This is a genomic window from Gilliamella sp. X-60, from assembly GCF_057063585.1.
Genome location: NZ_JBXSQJ010000029.1, coordinates 13,550 through 31,082, shown reverse-complemented (window position 1 = coordinate 31,082; position 17,533 = coordinate 13,550). Strand labels below are relative to the sequence as shown.

The 17,533-nt window shown below is 35.5% G+C and carries 16 protein-coding genes and 1 pseudogene; 8 read left to right on the top strand and 9 right to left on the bottom strand.

What is annotated here, in order from left to right:
- Nucleotides 1-289: 289 nt before the first annotated feature.
- Nucleotides 290-826, bottom strand: coding sequence for a D-glycero-beta-D-manno-heptose 1,7-bisphosphate 7-phosphatase (gene gmhB / locus ACYIAM_RS12125; RefSeq protein WP_483748448.1), 537 nt, complete (start codon nucleotides 824-826; stop codon nucleotides 290-292).
- A gap of 117 nt (nucleotides 827-943) precedes the next feature.
- Here gmhB and metN point away from each other — a divergent pair, with 117 nt between their 5' ends.
- From metN to tsaA, 4 genes are all read left to right on the top strand, one after another.
- Nucleotides 944-1,975 (top strand): methionine ABC transporter ATP-binding protein MetN, encoded by a 1,032-nt coding sequence (gene metN / locus ACYIAM_RS12120; RefSeq protein WP_483748447.1) that lies wholly within the window; start codon nucleotides 944-946, stop codon nucleotides 1,973-1,975.
- 112 nt (nucleotides 1,976-2,087) lie between these two features.
- Entirely contained in the window at nucleotides 2,088-2,729 is a 642-nt protein-coding gene (locus ACYIAM_RS12115) for a methionine ABC transporter permease (protein WP_160431658.1), read from the top strand.
- A gap of 14 nt (nucleotides 2,730-2,743) precedes the next feature.
- Nucleotides 2,744-3,646 carry a methionine ABC transporter substrate-binding lipoprotein MetQ gene (gene metQ, locus ACYIAM_RS12110; protein ID WP_483748446.1) on the top strand — a complete coding sequence of 301 codons (903 nt, stop codon included), beginning with the start codon at nucleotides 2,744-2,746 and terminating at the stop codon, nucleotides 3,644-3,646.
- Between the two features lie 131 nt (nucleotides 3,647-3,777).
- A complete protein-coding gene (gene tsaA / locus ACYIAM_RS12105; protein WP_483748449.1) occupies nucleotides 3,778-4,491 on the top strand; it encodes a tRNA (N6-threonylcarbamoyladenosine(37)-N6)-methyltransferase TrmO in 714 nt (237 codons plus the stop codon).
- A 222-nt stretch (nucleotides 4,492-4,713) separates the two neighbouring features.
- Here tsaA and hslO read toward each other — a convergent pair whose 3' ends face one another.
- The 3 genes from hslO to ACYIAM_RS12090 form a co-directional block, all read right to left on the bottom strand.
- A complete protein-coding gene (hslO, locus tag ACYIAM_RS12100) occupies nucleotides 4,714-5,577 on the bottom strand; it encodes an Hsp33 family molecular chaperone HslO (RefSeq protein WP_483748445.1) in 864 nt (287 codons plus the stop codon).
- A 1-nt stretch (nucleotide 5,578) separates the two neighbouring features.
- Nucleotides 5,579-5,977, bottom strand: a complete 399-nt coding sequence (hslR, locus tag ACYIAM_RS12095) for a ribosome-associated heat shock protein Hsp15 (RefSeq protein ID WP_483748444.1) — start codon at nucleotides 5,975-5,977, stop codon at nucleotides 5,579-5,581.
- A 101-nt stretch (nucleotides 5,978-6,078) separates the two neighbouring features.
- Nucleotides 6,079-7,629, bottom strand: coding sequence for a hypothetical protein (locus ACYIAM_RS12090; protein WP_483748443.1), 1,551 nt, complete (start codon nucleotides 7,627-7,629; stop codon nucleotides 6,079-6,081).
- Between the two features lie 304 nt (nucleotides 7,630-7,933).
- Here ACYIAM_RS12090 and greA point away from each other — a divergent pair, with 304 nt between their 5' ends.
- Nucleotides 7,934-8,410, top strand: a complete 477-nt coding sequence (gene greA / locus ACYIAM_RS12085) for a transcription elongation factor GreA (RefSeq protein ID WP_034910774.1) — start codon at nucleotides 7,934-7,936, stop codon at nucleotides 8,408-8,410.
- A 64-nt stretch (nucleotides 8,411-8,474) separates the two neighbouring features.
- Here the strand turns inward: greA and yhbY are convergent, their stop codons facing one another.
- Nucleotides 8,475-8,768 (bottom strand): ribosome assembly RNA-binding protein YhbY, encoded by a 294-nt coding sequence (gene yhbY, locus ACYIAM_RS12080; protein WP_174796761.1) that lies wholly within the window; start codon nucleotides 8,766-8,768, stop codon nucleotides 8,475-8,477.
- 97 nt (nucleotides 8,769-8,865) lie between these two features.
- Here yhbY and rlmE point away from each other — a divergent pair, with 97 nt between their 5' ends.
- From rlmE to folP, 3 genes and pseudogenes are all read left to right on the top strand, one after another.
- A complete protein-coding gene (gene rlmE / locus ACYIAM_RS12075) occupies nucleotides 8,866-9,492 on the top strand; it encodes a 23S rRNA (uridine(2552)-2'-O)-methyltransferase RlmE (RefSeq protein WP_065560115.1) in 627 nt (208 codons plus the stop codon).
- Between the two features lie 76 nt (nucleotides 9,493-9,568).
- Nucleotides 9,569-11,425 (top strand): annotated as a pseudogene (gene ftsH, locus ACYIAM_RS12070) (ATP-dependent zinc metalloprotease FtsH); the annotation flags it as partial.
- Nucleotides 11,426-11,616: 191 nt separating this feature from the next.
- Entirely contained in the window at nucleotides 11,617-12,453 is an 837-nt protein-coding gene (folP, locus tag ACYIAM_RS12065; RefSeq protein WP_174796763.1) for a dihydropteroate synthase, read from the top strand.
- Between the two features lie 1,298 nt (nucleotides 12,454-13,751).
- Here folP and tssE read toward each other — a convergent pair.
- The 4 genes from tssE to tssF are packed head-to-tail and all read right to left on the bottom strand — an operon-like array spanning nucleotide 13,752 to nucleotide 17,496.
- Entirely contained in the window at nucleotides 13,752-14,186 is a 435-nt protein-coding gene (gene tssE / locus ACYIAM_RS12060) for a type VI secretion system baseplate subunit TssE (RefSeq protein WP_174796764.1), read from the bottom strand.
- The gene (gene tssJ, locus ACYIAM_RS12055; RefSeq protein WP_483748442.1) at nucleotides 14,187-14,702 is read right to left on the bottom strand and encodes a type VI secretion system lipoprotein TssJ; all 516 of its coding nucleotides are present in this window, start codon (nucleotides 14,700-14,702) and stop codon (nucleotides 14,187-14,189) included.
- Between the two features lie 20 nt (nucleotides 14,703-14,722).
- Nucleotides 14,723-15,769, bottom strand: coding sequence for a type VI secretion system baseplate subunit TssG (gene tssG / locus ACYIAM_RS12050; protein WP_483748441.1), 1,047 nt, complete (start codon nucleotides 15,767-15,769; stop codon nucleotides 14,723-14,725).
- Nucleotides 15,733-17,496 (bottom strand): type VI secretion system baseplate subunit TssF, encoded by a 1,764-nt coding sequence (gene tssF, locus ACYIAM_RS12045; protein ID WP_174796767.1) that lies wholly within the window; start codon nucleotides 17,494-17,496, stop codon nucleotides 15,733-15,735. The genes tssG and tssF overlap by 37 nt, the downstream gene beginning before the upstream one ends.
- Nucleotides 17,497-17,533 lie beyond the last annotated feature (37 nt).

Genomic DNA, 17,533 nt, shown 5'->3' with positions numbered 1-17,533 from the left:
AAGGGCTGCGTATACTACGCTACACTTTTTTATTCGTCAAGATCTTTTTTCAAATTTTCGATCTTATTTTTAACTCACTCACCGCCTGCTTGTCGCTGACTGCGTGTCAGTGGATGCGCATTATAGGCACTTTAAAAAATCATGCAAGGGGTTATGATGTAATTTATTTCCATTTGCATCTTTTTTACCCAAGGTGTATTAAAAAAATACTGAATCGATACATTTTAGCTAAAATTACTATTTTATTTTGATGTATTAAAATACTTTCTTTACACAACCGATGCCATACTTAAGATTCTAATTTTATTTTTTGAGGTAAATCCGCTAGACTATCAAGCAACCAATCAGCTTGAGCTAATGCTTCTTCTGTTATCATATCACCTGTTTTTACTAGAACTGTCCTTTTAACGCCAGCTTGTCTACCTGATAATAAATCAGACACCCGATCACCTACCATATAAGAGTTAGCAATATCTATGTTCAATTCTTTTGCTGCGGTTTGAATCATACCAGGATTTGGCTTCCGGCATTCACAATTATCAACTAACGGGTCGTGAGGACAATAATAAACGCCATCTAAATCAACTCCTCTATCTTGTAAAGACCAATCCATCCATTCAGTTAACGTGTGAAATTGCTCTTCAGTAAATATATTTCTGGCAATACCTGATTGGTTGGTTGTGATAACTAACAAAAAACCCATTTTTTTGAGTTCTTGCATCGCATCAATAACGCCATCAATAAAATGGAATTTATCAATTGTATGTACATAATTATAGTCTATATTAATGGTACCATCCCGATCTAAAAAAATAGCTGGCTTCATGTTTACTCTTTTTCCTTTTTATTTAGCTATTACTCTAATCTTACATAGAATATTATTGATTGACTTAGATGTCTAGACGTCTTAATATTCATTTATTCATCTTTTTCTTTATATATTATGATACAACTACAACATATTTCGAAAACATTTGAGCATAATAAAACACCTATTTATGCTTTAAAAGATATTAATATCCATGTTCCTAAAGGGCAGGTTTATGGTGTTATTGGCAAATCTGGAGCGGGGAAAAGCACACTGATTCGCTGTATTAATCTGCTTGAAAAGCCCACTAGCGGAAAAATACTTTTCGATAATCAAGATATTACAAATCTTTCAAATAGAAAATTAATTGACATACGTCGAAAAATCAGCATGATTTTTCAACATTTCAATTTACTTTCCTCACGTACTGTATTTGATAATATCGCTTTTCCTCTTGAACTGAATAGAACACCTAAAGCAGCAATTAAGCAAAAAGTAAATGAGCTTATCGAACTTGTTGGATTAACAGAGAAAGCAAATGTTTACCCAGCTAATTTATCGGGTGGCCAAAAACAACGTGTTGCAATTGCCAGAGCTTTAGCAAGTGATCCCAAAGTACTATTGTGCGATGAAGCAACCAGTGCGCTTGATCCTGATACGACCCGTTCAATTTTGGCATTATTAAAAGATATCAACCAAGAATTGGGACTAACCATTTTATTAATTACTCATGAAATGGATGTAGTAAAACAGATTTGTGACCAAGTTGCCGTTATCAGTGATGGGAAACTAGTTGAACAATCATCAGTAGGTGAAATGTTTTCTAATGCGAAAACAGATATTGCAAGACAATTTATTCAATCAACCTTGCATCTTAATATTCCTGATGATTATTTAATAAGGCTATCGCCTGAACATAAAGAAGGACTCAATCCTTTATTACGTTTAGATTTTACTGGAGTCTCTGTTGATTTACCTTTGTTATCACAAATCGCTAAAGAATTCGAGATTGAAAGTAACATTATTAGTGCGCAAATGGATTATGCCGGTGGAGTTAAATTTGGCCTAATGCTCGCTGAAATGAGAGGGAAACAAAAAAGTATGACATCGGTAATTCAGTTTCTAGAAAAAAATAATACTAAAGTAGAGGTGCTAGGCTATGTTTGATTTTATTCCCTCTTTTAAACCTTTTGAATCACTATTTCGATACTTAACTCAATACAATTTCTGGGCTGATTTTGTTGCTTTTTGTTCATCCTTTAATGGTTTTAATGAAGCAATGCTATTCAAAATGGCGCAAGCAACAGATGAAACTCTTTTTATGGTCATCTTATCAGGTTTTTGGGGAACGATAATTGGATTACCCATTGGCATATTACTCTACACGACTCGTAAAGGACAAATATTAGATTGTTATGTTGCTAATAGCGTTATCTCATTTATTACTAATGTATTTCGTTCAATCCCTTTTATCATATTAATTGTATGGATTATTCCTTTCACTACTATTTTAATGGGCACCTTTATTGGTAAACAAGCAGCTGTCGTTCCATTAAGTATTGGCGTATCACCATTAATTGCACGTATGATTGAAAATGCATTGTTAGATGTGCCCAAAGGATTAATTGAAGCTGCTCGCTCAATGGGTGCAACACCACTACAAATTATATATAAGGTTTTATTACCTGAGTCATTACCTGTAATTGTCAATAGTATGACAATTACCTTAATTACCTTGACAGGATACATTGCAATGGCCGGAGCCGTTGGTGCTGGAGGTCTTGGTCAACTTGCGATTCAATATGGTTACAATGGCTACAAGCCTGCTATAATGAACACAGTTTTAGTTATATTAATTATTATTGTCTTTATTATTCAATTTATTGGCAATAGGATTGTTAAACGCGTTACACATCATTAATTTTGGAGAAATATATGTCTATTAAAAAGCTAGTACTTATTAGCACATTGGTAAGTGCATTTTTTTTAACTGGCTGTGATAATAATAAACAACCAGCCACAGCAGATAATAAACCAGCGGAGCCAGCTAAAGTGAACACGCTTAAAGTAGGAGTAATTTCAGGTCCTGAACAAGAAGTTGCTGAAGTAGTTAAACAACAAGCGAAAGATCTTTATAATCTAGATGTTGAACTAGTTATTTTTAACGATTACGTAACCCCAAACCAAGCATTAAATGATGGCTTAATTGAGGTAAATGCTTTCCAGCATAAGCCTTATTTAGATGAACAAATGAAAGAACGTGGTTATCAATTAGCTATAGTAGGCAATTCATTTGTTTATCCTATTGCAAGCTATTCTCATAAATTAAAACCCATTGATGAATCAGTGGAAACAGGAGAAGGTGTAAAAGTCACTTCACCACGCGGTGAAACCTTCTTCATTCCAGCTAATTCAACTATTGCTATTCCTAATGACCCAACAAACTTAGGCCGATCTTTACTTTTATTACAACATGAAGGAATGATTACAGTTGATAAATCTAAAGGTTTACTGCCAACTGTACTTGATATTACAAGTAATCCTTATAACTATAAGATTTTAGAACTTGAAGCACCAATGTTACCTCGTTCATTAGATGATGCACAAGTTGATCTAGCAATCATCAATAACGCCTTTGCAGGACAAGCAAACTTAACGCCAAGCAAAGATGGGATTTTTGTTGAGGATAAAGAATCACCATATGTCAACATTATCGTTTCGCGTGAAGCTGATAAAGATAACGAAAACGTGAAAAACTTTGTTAAAGCATACCAAACAGAAGCTGTTGCACAAAAAGCTGACCAAATCTTTAATGGTGGTGCAATTCGTGGTTGGTAATAATCTACCAATAATGATTGATTAATCTCAATTCCGCCGATGTTTATATCGGCGGAAAATTAATATAGAAATAATAAATTAAGTAACTAAAAAATTCGCCACCTGCTACCCATTAATAAAATCATCAACGTATAATGACATATCAAATTGAACCAATCGGCATTATCCGCTCACCTTATAGTGAAAAATTTGCCGTTCCAAGACAACCCAATTTAGTTAGTGCTGGGCAAGGTGAACTGTATTTATTAGCCCCTTATAATGATCCTATTAGTATTAAAGGATTAGAGCAGTTTTCACATTTATGGCTATTATTTCTATTTCACCACATCGCTCCTGAAAAATGGGGATTAACAGTTCGCCCCCCTCGTTTAGGTGGTAATAAAACAATGGGCGTATTTGCCACAAGATCACCATTTAGACCTAATCATATTGGACTTTCAGCAGTAGAATTAAAAGATATCATTGTTGAAAATAAACAGGTTATTTTAAAATTAGGCAGCCTTGATTTGGTTGATGGTACACCCATTATTGATATCAAACCTTATCTCCCTTATTGTGATAGCCATTCAGAAGCACATGCAGGATACGCACAATCCATTCCAGAAAAAAAACTAGCTGTAGCATTTTCACAAAAAGCACAATTAGTTTTAGAGCTACAAAAACAAAATTATCCTCAACTCACTGAATTAATTACACAAGTCATTTCTCAAGATCCAAGGCCGGCCTACAAGCAAAAGAACCTTAATGAACAAACATATGGACTTACACTCTACCATTTTAATATTAGATGGAGAATCATCACTCAATACGCACTTATTGAAGATATCTATGTAAGTAGTAAGTAAAAAATCTTCATTAGTCTAAACATTTTAAACTGAAAAAATTGCTTACTATTTGCAATGGAAAATAGGTTTACCCATTTTCTTAACAAGATTGTTATACAACACCGTTAAAAATAGCTTGGCATCTTTTTGGTCTTCTGTTAAATTGAATATGAGTTTAATTCCCTATATTCCACTTTACCATTAAGGTTATTAATAGCCTTAATGGTATTTTTCTATGAAAAATTAATGATAATGTATGTTACGTTTGCTTCTCATTTCAGCAATATCGATTGTATCAAATAGATAATGTTTACCACAATAATCACAATGGATATCAATCTTACCATTATCCTCCCTTAGGATTTCATCAATTTCATTATCAGGTAAAGTCATTAAACTATCTTCGCAACGTTGACGTGAACATCCACACTTAAAAGTAATATCATGTGTTTCAAAAAGACGCACTTCCTCTTGGTTATATAACCGATATAAAATCTCATCAGTAGAAAGTTGAAATAACTCATCACTCGTCATTGTCTCAGTTAATGCGCTAAGATGCTCAAATGACTCAGCGGTATTCTCATTGGCAGGCAAAACTTGCAATAAAATACCAGCTGCCATTGGCTTATTGTTATGTACTCCAGTTTTAACAAATAAGCGTGTAGGAAGTTGCTCTGATTGCATAAAATAATTTTCGATACAACCAATAAGTGTATCTTTCTCTAGTCCAACGATGCCTTGATAACGTTCACCATGCTTTGGTGTAATAGTAATAACAATATAACCATTGCCAACCATATCTTTAAGCGTAGCATCATCAGCAATATCACCGTTAACCCGAGCAACACCACGTAGCTGCTGTTGATCATTGCCATTAACAACCGCTAAAGATAACGCGCCATCACCTTGTAACTGGACAGCAATATCCCCTTCAAATTTTAGTGTTGCCGTTAATAGGCTGGTTACAACCAATAATTCACCCAGCAAGTTTTGTACCGCAATTGGATATGTATGATTATCTAAAATTGCCTGATATGTCTGTTCAAGACGAGTAATTTCACCACGAATAGGATGATTATCAAATAAAAACCGATTTAAAGTATCCATATTAATTGTTGCCACCTTGTTGCCTATCATATTTAAATTTAATCAAATTACGTCGCTCCTTTTTATCCGGTCTTCTATTAGGATGCGGCATTGTCAATGCATTAAGCTTACGTGCTTGTGCTACTGCTTCTCGTTTAGCAATACTTTCAAGGGTTTCTTGATAAAGTTGTTGAGCTTCAATGGCTGTTCTTCGTTGTTCACTAATAGCTAAAATTTGAATTGTTTTTTGATCCGAACCTTGGCGAAGTGTTAAGATTGCACCAATTTCAACAATTTTACTTGGTTTAGTGCGTTGACCATTATAGTGCACTTTGCCACCTTCAACCATTTCGCGAGCTAATGATCTAGACTTATAAAATCTTGCAGCCCAAAGCCATTTATCTAATCTTACAAGAACCATTACACCCTCATATTACACTTATTATTGAGTTTATTTTATACCCAAACGCATATAGTACCTTAAACATCATAACAATCCATATAAGGATCTTTTTATAAAAGTCAATGCTCAAAATTGATAATATAATCATTCCCGTTTGCAGAAAATGTACCTGAAAAACTAAATGGCAATAATTTACCATTTAAATTAGCTGAATAATTAATAGCTTTTGGTGGTTGATTTACTAATTTCCAATTTTCTAGTAGTGAACTTGTTACACCATAAGCATTAAATTGCAAAGATAATGGTTCACTTTTCGATAAATCAACTGTTGCTCTTGACTCAATCATTCCCCCACTAGCTAAAGTGCTAAAAATTAACGAAGGATGGTTTTCATAATCAAATGTTAGAACCAGATCGGGATAACGAATATCAATTCGGTTAACTGAACCTTTTTCAGATTTAAAAAAGACAATTCCTGAGAAGATTCCTAATTTTTGATCTTTCGCTAAAGTGACATTGGTACCAGAAACTTGAAAATTATATAGGCTAAAAGGGAAATCACTCTGTGTTCTAATTATCAAACTTTGTAAAATCGTAAGCTTATCAATTTTGATATCTCTAAAAATATTAGGTAACACAAATAGATCTAACTTTTCAGGAATCTCATAATTAATATCGGCTAAGGTTAATTGTTCTAGATGTAAAGTATTATCTTTCCAATTTCCAGCAAAATTGATACTACCTTTATTCCATTTTGCTAATACTCTTTGAATTGTCACTTCTTGATCATAGGATGATAATTGCACTAATACCGACGAAAACAATTCATCATGCCAAACAACATGATCAGCAGTAAAAATAACAGCACTTTGATCAAAGTGCCACTGTTTATCATAACGAAGATTAGTCGCTTCAATATTGCCTTTTTCAATTAAAAAGCTAGGTAACTGTATGCTGCTTTCAAATATTAATAATTGTTTAATCATCAACTTTGGCAGAACATGAGAATATTTATTAAGTACATTATCTTCCGCTGATTGCCAGTTTATATTGTACAGCTTTAATTGATCGATATTTAAACTATTGTCCGTAAGGATTTTTAATTTACTGACAAAAAAACCGTCATTAACATTACCACCTAAATTAGTTATGGTTGTAACACCATCTCGATGAAAACCTTGAATGAGCAGTGATTTTATTGGGATTTGCTTTACTAAAACCTTTTGCGACGTAAAATCAAATTGGTATTTATCCGCGCCTGAAGAAGCAAAGGGTTTAATGCCTCCATTGATTTGGGTGAACGAAAGCGTTTCCTTTCCATTATTAACCAGAATATTAGCATTTGAATTGACAAATTTTAACGTATTGGTTGAAAAATCGTAATGACTAAATTGCGTATCATTAATATTAATATTGCCATTAATGACGATAACATAGTTAAAATGAGTTAATTGCCAAAGATTACTTTTATCTAATCCTACGACTAATTTAGGAACATTAACAAGCTCTTGCCTATTAGAGCTGACAACAACATCATCAAAAACTAATTCATAGGAATTTGAAAATGAGTGATGAACTCCGCCGATTGAAATTTTAAAAGAACTTAATTTGGATAATTGCTGACTGACTATCTTGGCACCAAAAGAGGTTTGCACAACAAAATAAGACAATAATACCAAAAACCAGACAATAGATAGGGAGATGATTATGTAAAACCGTAATCGTCGCATAAATAAATTTAATTGTTATAATGAACTACTAATAATTACCTTACGATAACCGATTTTAATAAAAATAGCATCCCATTTTCGGTATGAATGATTTGTTATTAAGCTAACTTGACAGTTAAGATATAAACATTCACCATAATGTTATTTTAAATAACTAACAGAACAATTCACTTCTCCTTTCTTTTAATTAAGATAAGGAGGAGTGGTTTTTTATCTAATATAAGTAAAAACGGGAGATACCTAGATGAAACAAATCCCAATGACAGTTAAGGGAGCTGAATTATTACGAGCCGAGCTTGAAGAGCTAAAAAATGTCAAAAGACCACAAATAACGGCAGCAATAGCCGAAGCAAGAGCACACGGCGATTTAAAAGAAAATGCTGAATACCATGCAGCAAGAGAGCAGCAAGGTTTTTGTGAAGGCCGCATTCAAGAAATTGAAGGCAAATTATCGCAAGCACAAATAATTGATATCACCAAAGTAAAAAATACTGGACGTATTATTTTTGGCGCAACAGTAACCGTCATAAATATTGAAACGGACGAAGAAACAACCTATCGCATTGTTGGTGATGATGAAGCTGACTACAGACAAAATCTTATTTCTGTCAACTCACCTATTGCTAGGGGGTTAATTGGCAAAGAAGACGGTGATACCGTACAAATTAAAACGCCGGGCGGTGATGTAGAATTTGATATTGTTAAGGTTGAATATATCTAATATTGAACATCTATCTTCAATAAAGGCAGATAAACAAACAGGGCACATAGCCCTGTTGTTGTATTTATTTAGGCAAAGAGATTTTTTTATCTTCGCTTGGTCTAAAAATCGTGAAAATTGATCCCACTTGTTGCACAGGTAATGCTTTAGTTTCACGAATAATGGCATCACAAATGAGTTTTTTAGTTTCGCGATCCTCAGCGGATACTTTAATCTTAATTAGCTCATGGAAATTTAGGGCATTTTCAATTTCGGCAAGCACGCCTTCGGTAAATCCATTAGCGCCAATCATCACAATAGGTTTTAAATGATGAGCTTCACTTTTTAAATACTGTTTTTGTTTATTCGATAAATTCATTAAATTTTTATCACATTAAGTTGCAATTTTGTTATTCTACCCTTATATATATTTGTAATCAATGAAGTGACCTCTTTACATTAAGGATTTATTCGCTGTGAGTAATAAAAAACGCTCAGCGAGCTCAACACGTTGGCTCAATGAACATTTTAATGATCGCTTTGTACAACAAGCACAAAAAAAAGGCTTACGCTCTAGAGCATGGTTCAAACTCGAAGAAATACAAAAAAGTGACAAATTATTTAAACCTGGCATTACCGTTGTTGATTTAGGTGCTGCCCCTGGTGGTTGGTCACAATATGTTGCATCGCTTATTGGCAATAAAGGGCGCATTATTGCCTGTGATTTATTGCCAATGGACCCCATTGTTGGGGTTGACTTTCTTCAAGGCGATTTTCGCGATGAAGCAGTTTTAAAAGCTTTACTTGAGCGGGTTGGTGAAGAAAAAGTCCAAGTTGTTATGTCAGATATGGCACCGAATATGAGTGGACAACCGGCTGTTGACATACCGAGAGCAATGTATTTAGTTGAGCTAGCATTAGATATGTGTAAAGACGTGCTTGCGCCTAATGGCAATTTTATTGTAAAAGTGTTTCAAGGCGAAGGATTTGAAGAATATCTAAAACAGGTGCGATCAATGTTTAAAACCGTCAAAATTCGCAAACCTGAGGCTTCACGCGCAAGGTCTCGAGAAGTTTATATTGTTGCAATGGGTATGAAGTAGCCAGTTGTATAATTTTGTAGTACCATACTTTGTTAAATTTGGTCGTAACTGTTAATTTTTATGAGAGGTTTTTCTTTTGAACGACATGGTAAAGAATTTACTGATCTGGGGAGTTATCGCTGTAGTATTGATTGCTGTATTTAACCAATTCAGCTCAATATCCAATAGTGGTCCCCAAGTCAATTATACCCAATTTAATTCCGATATCACGACTGGTAAAATCCAAGAAGTGCATATTAACGGACGCGAAATTGTTGCCACAACCAAAAATAATGGCAATTATGTCACTTATATCCCTTATTTTGATGAAAAACTAATGGATGATTTGTTAGCCAATAAAGTACCCGTCTATGGTAGTCCTGATGAAAAACCAAGCCTAATAGGTAGTATTCTCATCTCTTGGTTCCCTATCATTTTACTCATTGGTTTTTGGCTATTTATGATGCGCCAAATGCAAGGTGGTGGTAAGGGTGGCCCAATGTCAGTTGGTAAAAGTAAAGCGAAAATGTTAACGCCAGACCAAGTCAAAACAAAATTTACCGATGTTGCTGGCAGCGAAGAAGCAAAACAAGAAGTCACAGAAGTTGTCGACTTTTTACGAGATCCAGGCAAATATCAAAAATTAGGTGGGCGCATACCAAAAGGGATTTTAATGGTAGGACCACCGGGAACAGGTAAAACCTTACTAGCAAGAGCCATTGCGGGTGAAGCCAATGTGCCTTTTTTTAGCATTTCAGGTTCTGACTTTGTTGAGATGTTTGTGGGTGTGGGGGCATCGCGAGTGCGCGATCTCTTTGAACAAGCCCGTAAACACGCACCTTGTATTATCTTTATTGACGAAATTGATGCCGTCGGTCGCAAGCGTGGCGCTGGCTCAATGGGAGGTCATGATGAACGTGAACAAACATTAAACCAAATGTTGGTTGAAATGGATGGGTTTGAGGCTAATAGTGGCATCATTATCATCGCTGCAACTAACCGAGTTGATATATTAGATTCGGCATTACTCCGTCCTGGTCGTTTTGACCGTCAAGTGCAAATTGGCTTACCAGACATGAAAGGCCGTGAACAAATTCTTGCTGTTCATGTACGCAAAGTTCCGTTGGGTTCTGATGTCAACTTATCGGTATTAGCTCGTGGCACACCAAATTACTCTGGCGCAGAACTTGCTAATTTAGTTAACGAAGCTGCGCTATTTGCTGCACGTCGTAATAAACGAGTCGTTACCATGGAAGAATTTGAGGAAGCCAAAGACAAAATCAATATGGGAACTCAACGCCGTTCATTATCTATGACGAAAGAACAATTAACGAATACTGCTTACCACGAAGCTGGGCATGCGATTGTTGGTTATCTTGTGCCAGAACACGATCCACTTCATAAAGTAACTATCATCCCACGTGGACGAGCATTAGGTGTAGCATTCTTTTTACCTGAAGGTGACCAAATTAGCCAGAGCCGAACTCAATTAGAATCAAAAATATCTACCGCTTATGCTGGCCGAATTGCTGAAGGATTAATCTTTGGTGAAGATAAAATTACATCGGGTGCATCAAGTGATATTCAATATGCATCTAATGTTGCTCGAGCAATGGTAACCCAATGGGGATTCTCAGAACGTTTACCGCCTGTATTATTTGAGTACGAAGAATCATCTTATGGACCATTGAAAAAAATTTCAGATAGTACTGCTCAAATTATTGATGAAGAAGTTGACGCTATTATTCAACGTAACTATCAACGTGCAAAAACTATCTTAACGGAAAATATTGATATTCTTCATGCCATGAAAGATGCACTGTTAAAATATGAAACAATCAATAAACAACAAATTGATGAACTGATGAATCGTCAACCTGTCACACCTCCAGATGGTTGGACAGAAAGCGATGAAAAAGCAGCAAATGATGGTAGTAACACATCACCACAATCAGAAAGTTAATTTGCTTTAATAAAAATAACGCGCTACGGCGCGTTTTTTATCGGTAAAATAAAAATAACTTACACATTTGCAGGAATAAAAACCACAATTACATTGAACATTTCACTTTAATTGTGCTTAATAACTTTAAAGATCATTTAAACGACTGCATCATTAATTTTAATCAAATAAGGTTTTTAATCATGGAAATACATTTTCAAAATCAAGTGATAGATCTTTCATTTCCACAAGTGATGGGCATTGTTAATATGACGCCAGATTCATTTTCTGACGGTGGCAACTATAACAACCTTGATGATGCTATGCGTCGCGTTGACAGCATGATTCAAGCTGGTGCAACATTTATTGATGTCGGCGGTGAATCAACGCGCCCTGGTGCAGCCGAAGTTTCGGTTGATGAAGAGCTTAACCGCGTTGTGCCATTAGTTGAAAAAATTGCTCGTTATTTTGATGTTTGGATTTCAGTTGATACCTCAAAGCCACAAGTCATAGCTGAATCAGCAAAAGTTGGAGCACACCTAATTAATGATGTTCGAGCCTTAACAGAACCTGGTGCACTTGAAACAGCAGCTCAAACAGGACTACCAGTTTGTATTATGCATATGCAAGGCGCGCCTAAAACCATGCAAAATGCACCACACTACCAGCAAGATATTTATCAAGAAGTTGACCAATTTTTTGGCAAACACATTGATCGTTGCATAAATGCCGGTATTAACCGCGAAAAAATTATATTGGATCCCGGTTTTGGATTTGGCAAAACACTAGCACACAACTACCGTCTATTGGCAACACTCGAAAAGTTCCATCATTTTAACTTACCTTTATTAGCGGGCATGTCTCGAAAATCCATGATAGGACAAGTATTAAATGTGCCACCGCAAGAACGTATGCTAGGTAGCGTATCGTGTGCTGTGATTGCAGCAATGAAAGGCGCACACATTATTCGCGTACACGATGTTAAAGAAACTTTCGATGCATTAAGAATTGTACAAGCAACCCTTGCAGAACAAGGTTAATTGTATAAAGAAGATGTTTATTTAAACGGTTGGGTTTGAATTGTCGGCATATTCTTACGCTGAATAAATGACAATATAAAACTTTGGGTGTTGTGAAAAAATCGTTGTGTTTTTTTCTATAAAAATCGCTCATTCTACATAAGTTGTATGCTTACTATGGGCTATTTACATAACTATTCATTCCTTATGTTATATTTCTTGTAAAAAATATTCAGGATTCTATACCGTTTCGTGATGAGTCGAAGCTTCGCAGTAACTATTCGTTAAAACATGCGATCAGCATCGCATCAATCAGAAATTCACAAAACCACCTAGCTCAAACAACTGAGAAAACCGAAAACGATAGGGACTTGAATGCAGACAAGGCATTTACTTTCAGACTGTATTTTTGTAAAAAATATTCAGGATTCTATACCGTTTCGCGATTAGTTGAAGCTTCGCAGTAACTATTCGTTAACACATGTGATCAGCATCGTATCAATCAAAAATTCACAAAACCGTCTAGCTCAAACAACTGGGAAAACCGAAAGCGATAGGGACTTTCATGAATTTTAGACTGTATTTTTGTAAAAAATATTCAGGATTCTATACCGTTTCGTGATGAGTCGAAGCTTCGCAGTAACTATTCGCTAAAACATGCCATCAGCATCGCATCAATCAGAAATTCACAAAACCACCTAGCTCAAACAACTGAGAAAACCGAAAACGATAGGGGCTTGAATGAAGACAAGGCATTTACTTTTAGGCTGTATTTTTTGTAAAAAATATTCAGGATTCTATACCATTTCGTGATTAGTTGAAGCTTCACAGTCACTATTCGTTAAAACATTCGATCAGCATCATAATTAATCAGGAATTCACGATACCCGCTTGCTAACGGGACTTTCATGGCGATGTGGCATAACCAGCAAATAGTTAGAGATGTAAAAGAGAGAGAACAAAAGCTTAAGCAATGTCTGGTTAAAAGCCCTATGTGTTTTTAGCGGGTTAATTTAATCATGCAATGTAAATAACCCGATATTTTCTTACATAGATTACGCTTAGTATGATAGAAAATGATTTAAAAAAATGATATATGATTTTTTAAATCACCAAGCAAAATTTTATTATCATCATTTTCCCAACCTAGATTTTTTGCAATTACCTTTACGGGTGAAACTCGATTCTATCACCAAATTCTTTTTTAGTTTAAGTAAAAGTAACTGAAAGACTTATTTTATTCATTTGTTCCCCATTTTGCCAAAATAAATACCGATGCATAATTAGCCTATATCAGCTTAAATATGAACTACTGTTTCTTAACTATATCTATAACTGCGATCTTTTCGTGTATATTTCAAACACGCTTTACCGTCGGGCATAAAATAAGTCCCATACTTAACTAGTCCACCTTCTTTAAAATGACAAATAAGTTCATAACCAAGCACCATTGAATCACTGCTTTCTTCCGCAATATTAACCTTAATTGATGCAAGCCTTGGTTCATAAAGAAGCAGTGTTTTCTCAATTGCTCTCATTAAAATATAAGCCGATGACGGTAAAGCTTGAAAGATCGTTGACATATCGGGTAATCCATAATCTGGCATGTGTTTTACAGCGCCTGCTCGACTATTTAAAATACGTTCAATATTATCCATTACGCTGATAATTGTCTGTTCATTTTCACTTACATCTTCAACGGCTATGCCTGATTCAAAATAACCATAAAGCTGGTCGTATAATGAAGCACTCATTTATTTTTCTTCCACCAATTTTATTGTGTATTGACTTGCGATTATTTGACGTGGTTGAGTAATGTTTAAGTCTCCACGTTTTAACACTAGTCGCCAGCTATTATCTTTTAAGTCTGGTTCTTTATAAAGCGCAGCAATACCTACCGCTTTAGCCTTTTTATCAAATGCAACATCAATAGAAATCGCGGTATCTGGTTTTAATACTATTTCTTTACTTTCAATCAATGAATCTTTTAGTTCATCACTATCTTGATCAACTAACTCTTGATAAGCAACAGAATTAAAAACGTCAGCTTCTTTTAATTGATAAATTCGAATCACAACTGGTGAGGATCGCCCTTCATCATCTATATTTAACTCAGCTCTTGCTGTAATATCTAAATGTAAAGTTCTTACATCCCATTTAAAAACAGAGTTGCTCAAATCAGTCGCTTTTTCTGAGACACTTTGCGCAATACCACATCCTGTTAGACACATAGTTAATAAGATAGTAATGAATATATTAATTATTTTCATATTTATTTCCTTTCTTTATATTATGCTGCATAACTAATGCCGCAATAGCAGCCTAAATTTACAGCGACTTCATCTTGAATAGGTTCACCATCTACTGCTTTTTTAGTGAACGATGCAGTTTGCCCTAATCGACTATTTTTAGATACCAATTGACTACGAGGTAAAAATTGACGCTGAATATAGAGCGTCATTTTGGCATCCACTTGATATCCCAAGTAAGCGCGTAATAGAGCCAATAAGTCATGATATAATTTCCCACCAGGTAGTAAATCTGCGATCTGGCTTTCATATTGTGGAGTAATAGCAATATGGACGGTTTGATTACATTCTCTAAAGCGAGATCCTAATATAGCGCCACCATCTAAAGCAGCTCGTTCATGCCGTTTTCCCCCCAACTGTGCAGGGTTATCAATTGAGTGCCAAACTGGATGAAACTCACTTACAACAACTTTTGCATCATTGACTAACACTCGTACTAATCCAACTATTCCTTCGGCTGTACGTGTTTTTTGTGTAATTAAACCTAATAATGCTAAAAACCGAGATAGTGGCGTACCAATTTGTTTACTTGTCCCTTCTATACCAAATCCCGTTAATCCAAGTAAACATAGTGATATCGGATCTTTTCCACCATCTAAAAAGCTTGCCGGATAATGATATTTCAACCAAATCCGATAAAATTGGGTTATTATTCGATGGTTAAATATATCTAAAAAGTCGGTCATGGCTTGATAGTTTTCTTCACGGCGAATAATATTATCAAGTAAGCCGAGTGGTAATGCAGCATCAACACCATACAACCCTAAAAATCGAGTTCTAACTGTAGTTGGCCGATTGATATAAGGTGCCCTCTCTATATATTTCAATTCACTTGCAGGAAAAGACATATCGATAGATGGAGCAAAACGCAAAGGATCCGCTGTTGGGGTTTCGTGTTTACCCAATACAGGACCATCTGCATAAATTTGTTCAATTAACTGACAAAAACGATAAAAATTGATTTTTGGCAGGTTCTTTTCAAGAGCCTGCATTAAAGGACTGCTTTCGATGCTTTGCTGTGATGCCATACAATTTTATTTCCTGTTGGTAAAACTATAATCGCTAATTGCGTAAATAAGTTAACATCGGCATATAATGCAAAAAATTGGTGTAACAACTCACCAAAAAGCATCACATCACCATCACCTGTAAATTGGTAACTATTAATTGTCACCTCAATTTCTATACCACGTTGTAACATCCCTTTTTCAATACGTTTAATCATTCGATGAGAAACTTCTACTATTCCCTCTAAACGCCGGCGATTTAATTCGTTATCTGTCCAATCATATAAAGCAAGCGTTCCACGCAACACCTCTGCATTCATTAATGACAGATAATTAGGCGCTAAATGCGATAGCACTCGCCAATAAAAGCGATCTTCTGTTGGTGGATAACAAGGTAACGTTGGAGAGCATAAATTTCGCACTTTTGCGATAAAATTTTGCGAATGACACAGCTCATGAATTCGGGCATTACGTAAGGCTTTACGCGGTAACATGCCATTAGTACCAGTGATGCGTAATGATAAAGTTTCTGGCTCAAGCTCATCGTCTTTATCCCAAATTTTACCGCCCAAAATCAACCAAGTATCATGTAAACCTGAAGCACCTTTGCGAACTCGGGTATGATAGTACCTTTCTGGGGCATCATGCCGTAACATACCACCCCGATGTTTAAAGCTCGTAAAAGGGACATAGTGGTAACGTCCATTACGAGTGATAGACTCGACATGCTCAACAGAATGAACCTCAACATGTCCACTTTGACGCAATAATGGACGAAGCAAATATTCACTTTCTAATTGGTTAACAACAATAGGATCAGCTTCCATATCGAATAAATTAATGGCTGGTACACAATGCAAGCGGATATTACTATGGTCAAAAGGCATATCACTTGGCCAAGTTTGATTAAGCAATAGTTCGATATCAATGTAATCACACTGTTCCGCAATAGCATGTTTCTCTAATCCATGTAAATCAACAAACATAAATTTTTCACGAAATGCAAAATACTCTAATAATAGTTGATACCCAGCAAAAGCATTATCAGGTTTTAGCCACAAACGCTCATCGTCACCAAAACCAACTGGGGTTATTTTACCTTGCAAATTTATGCGTTTTTCAGGTTGGGTTGCATAACGCAAATATATTGAAGCTACTTGCTGTGTTAACGCATAATATAACGCTGATGCAATCGGTCCATCTGCATTTAAATATAATCGTAGTCGGGACAAGTCAAGTAGTTGAAGATCAGCTAACTCACCAAAACGGAGACGAAGAGTAATCATGCTTCGACCATCATGATTGATACCTATTTTTGCTTGACTGATTTGTATTGGTTGTAGTGTCACTGCTTGTGTCGTACGATATGGACACTGCGTACCTGCCTGACCAAGTGGTTCTGTCTGTACTTGTAATCCTTTAGGAATCACTTCAGGGCAAGATAATGTCATATAATTTGGCGTTAATTCAATAATAGACAATGACGGAATTAACCGCAAATAGTGTGGCCAAAGTAGACTCACTAAACTTTCAGTAAGTTCCGGTAAATCATCATCAATTTTTTGGCGTAGCCGCCCAGTTAAAAAAGCAAAGCCTTCAAATAATCGCTCCACATAAGGATCACGATCACCAACGCGATCTAAATTCAGTTGACTTGCTCTATCAGGATGAATTTTCGAAAATTCTTTTCCTGCATCTCGCAAGTAACGCATTTCTGATTCATAATAACGTAAAATTAAATCATCCATTGTTTATCTCTTTATTTTTTATATTATTTAGTCTGAT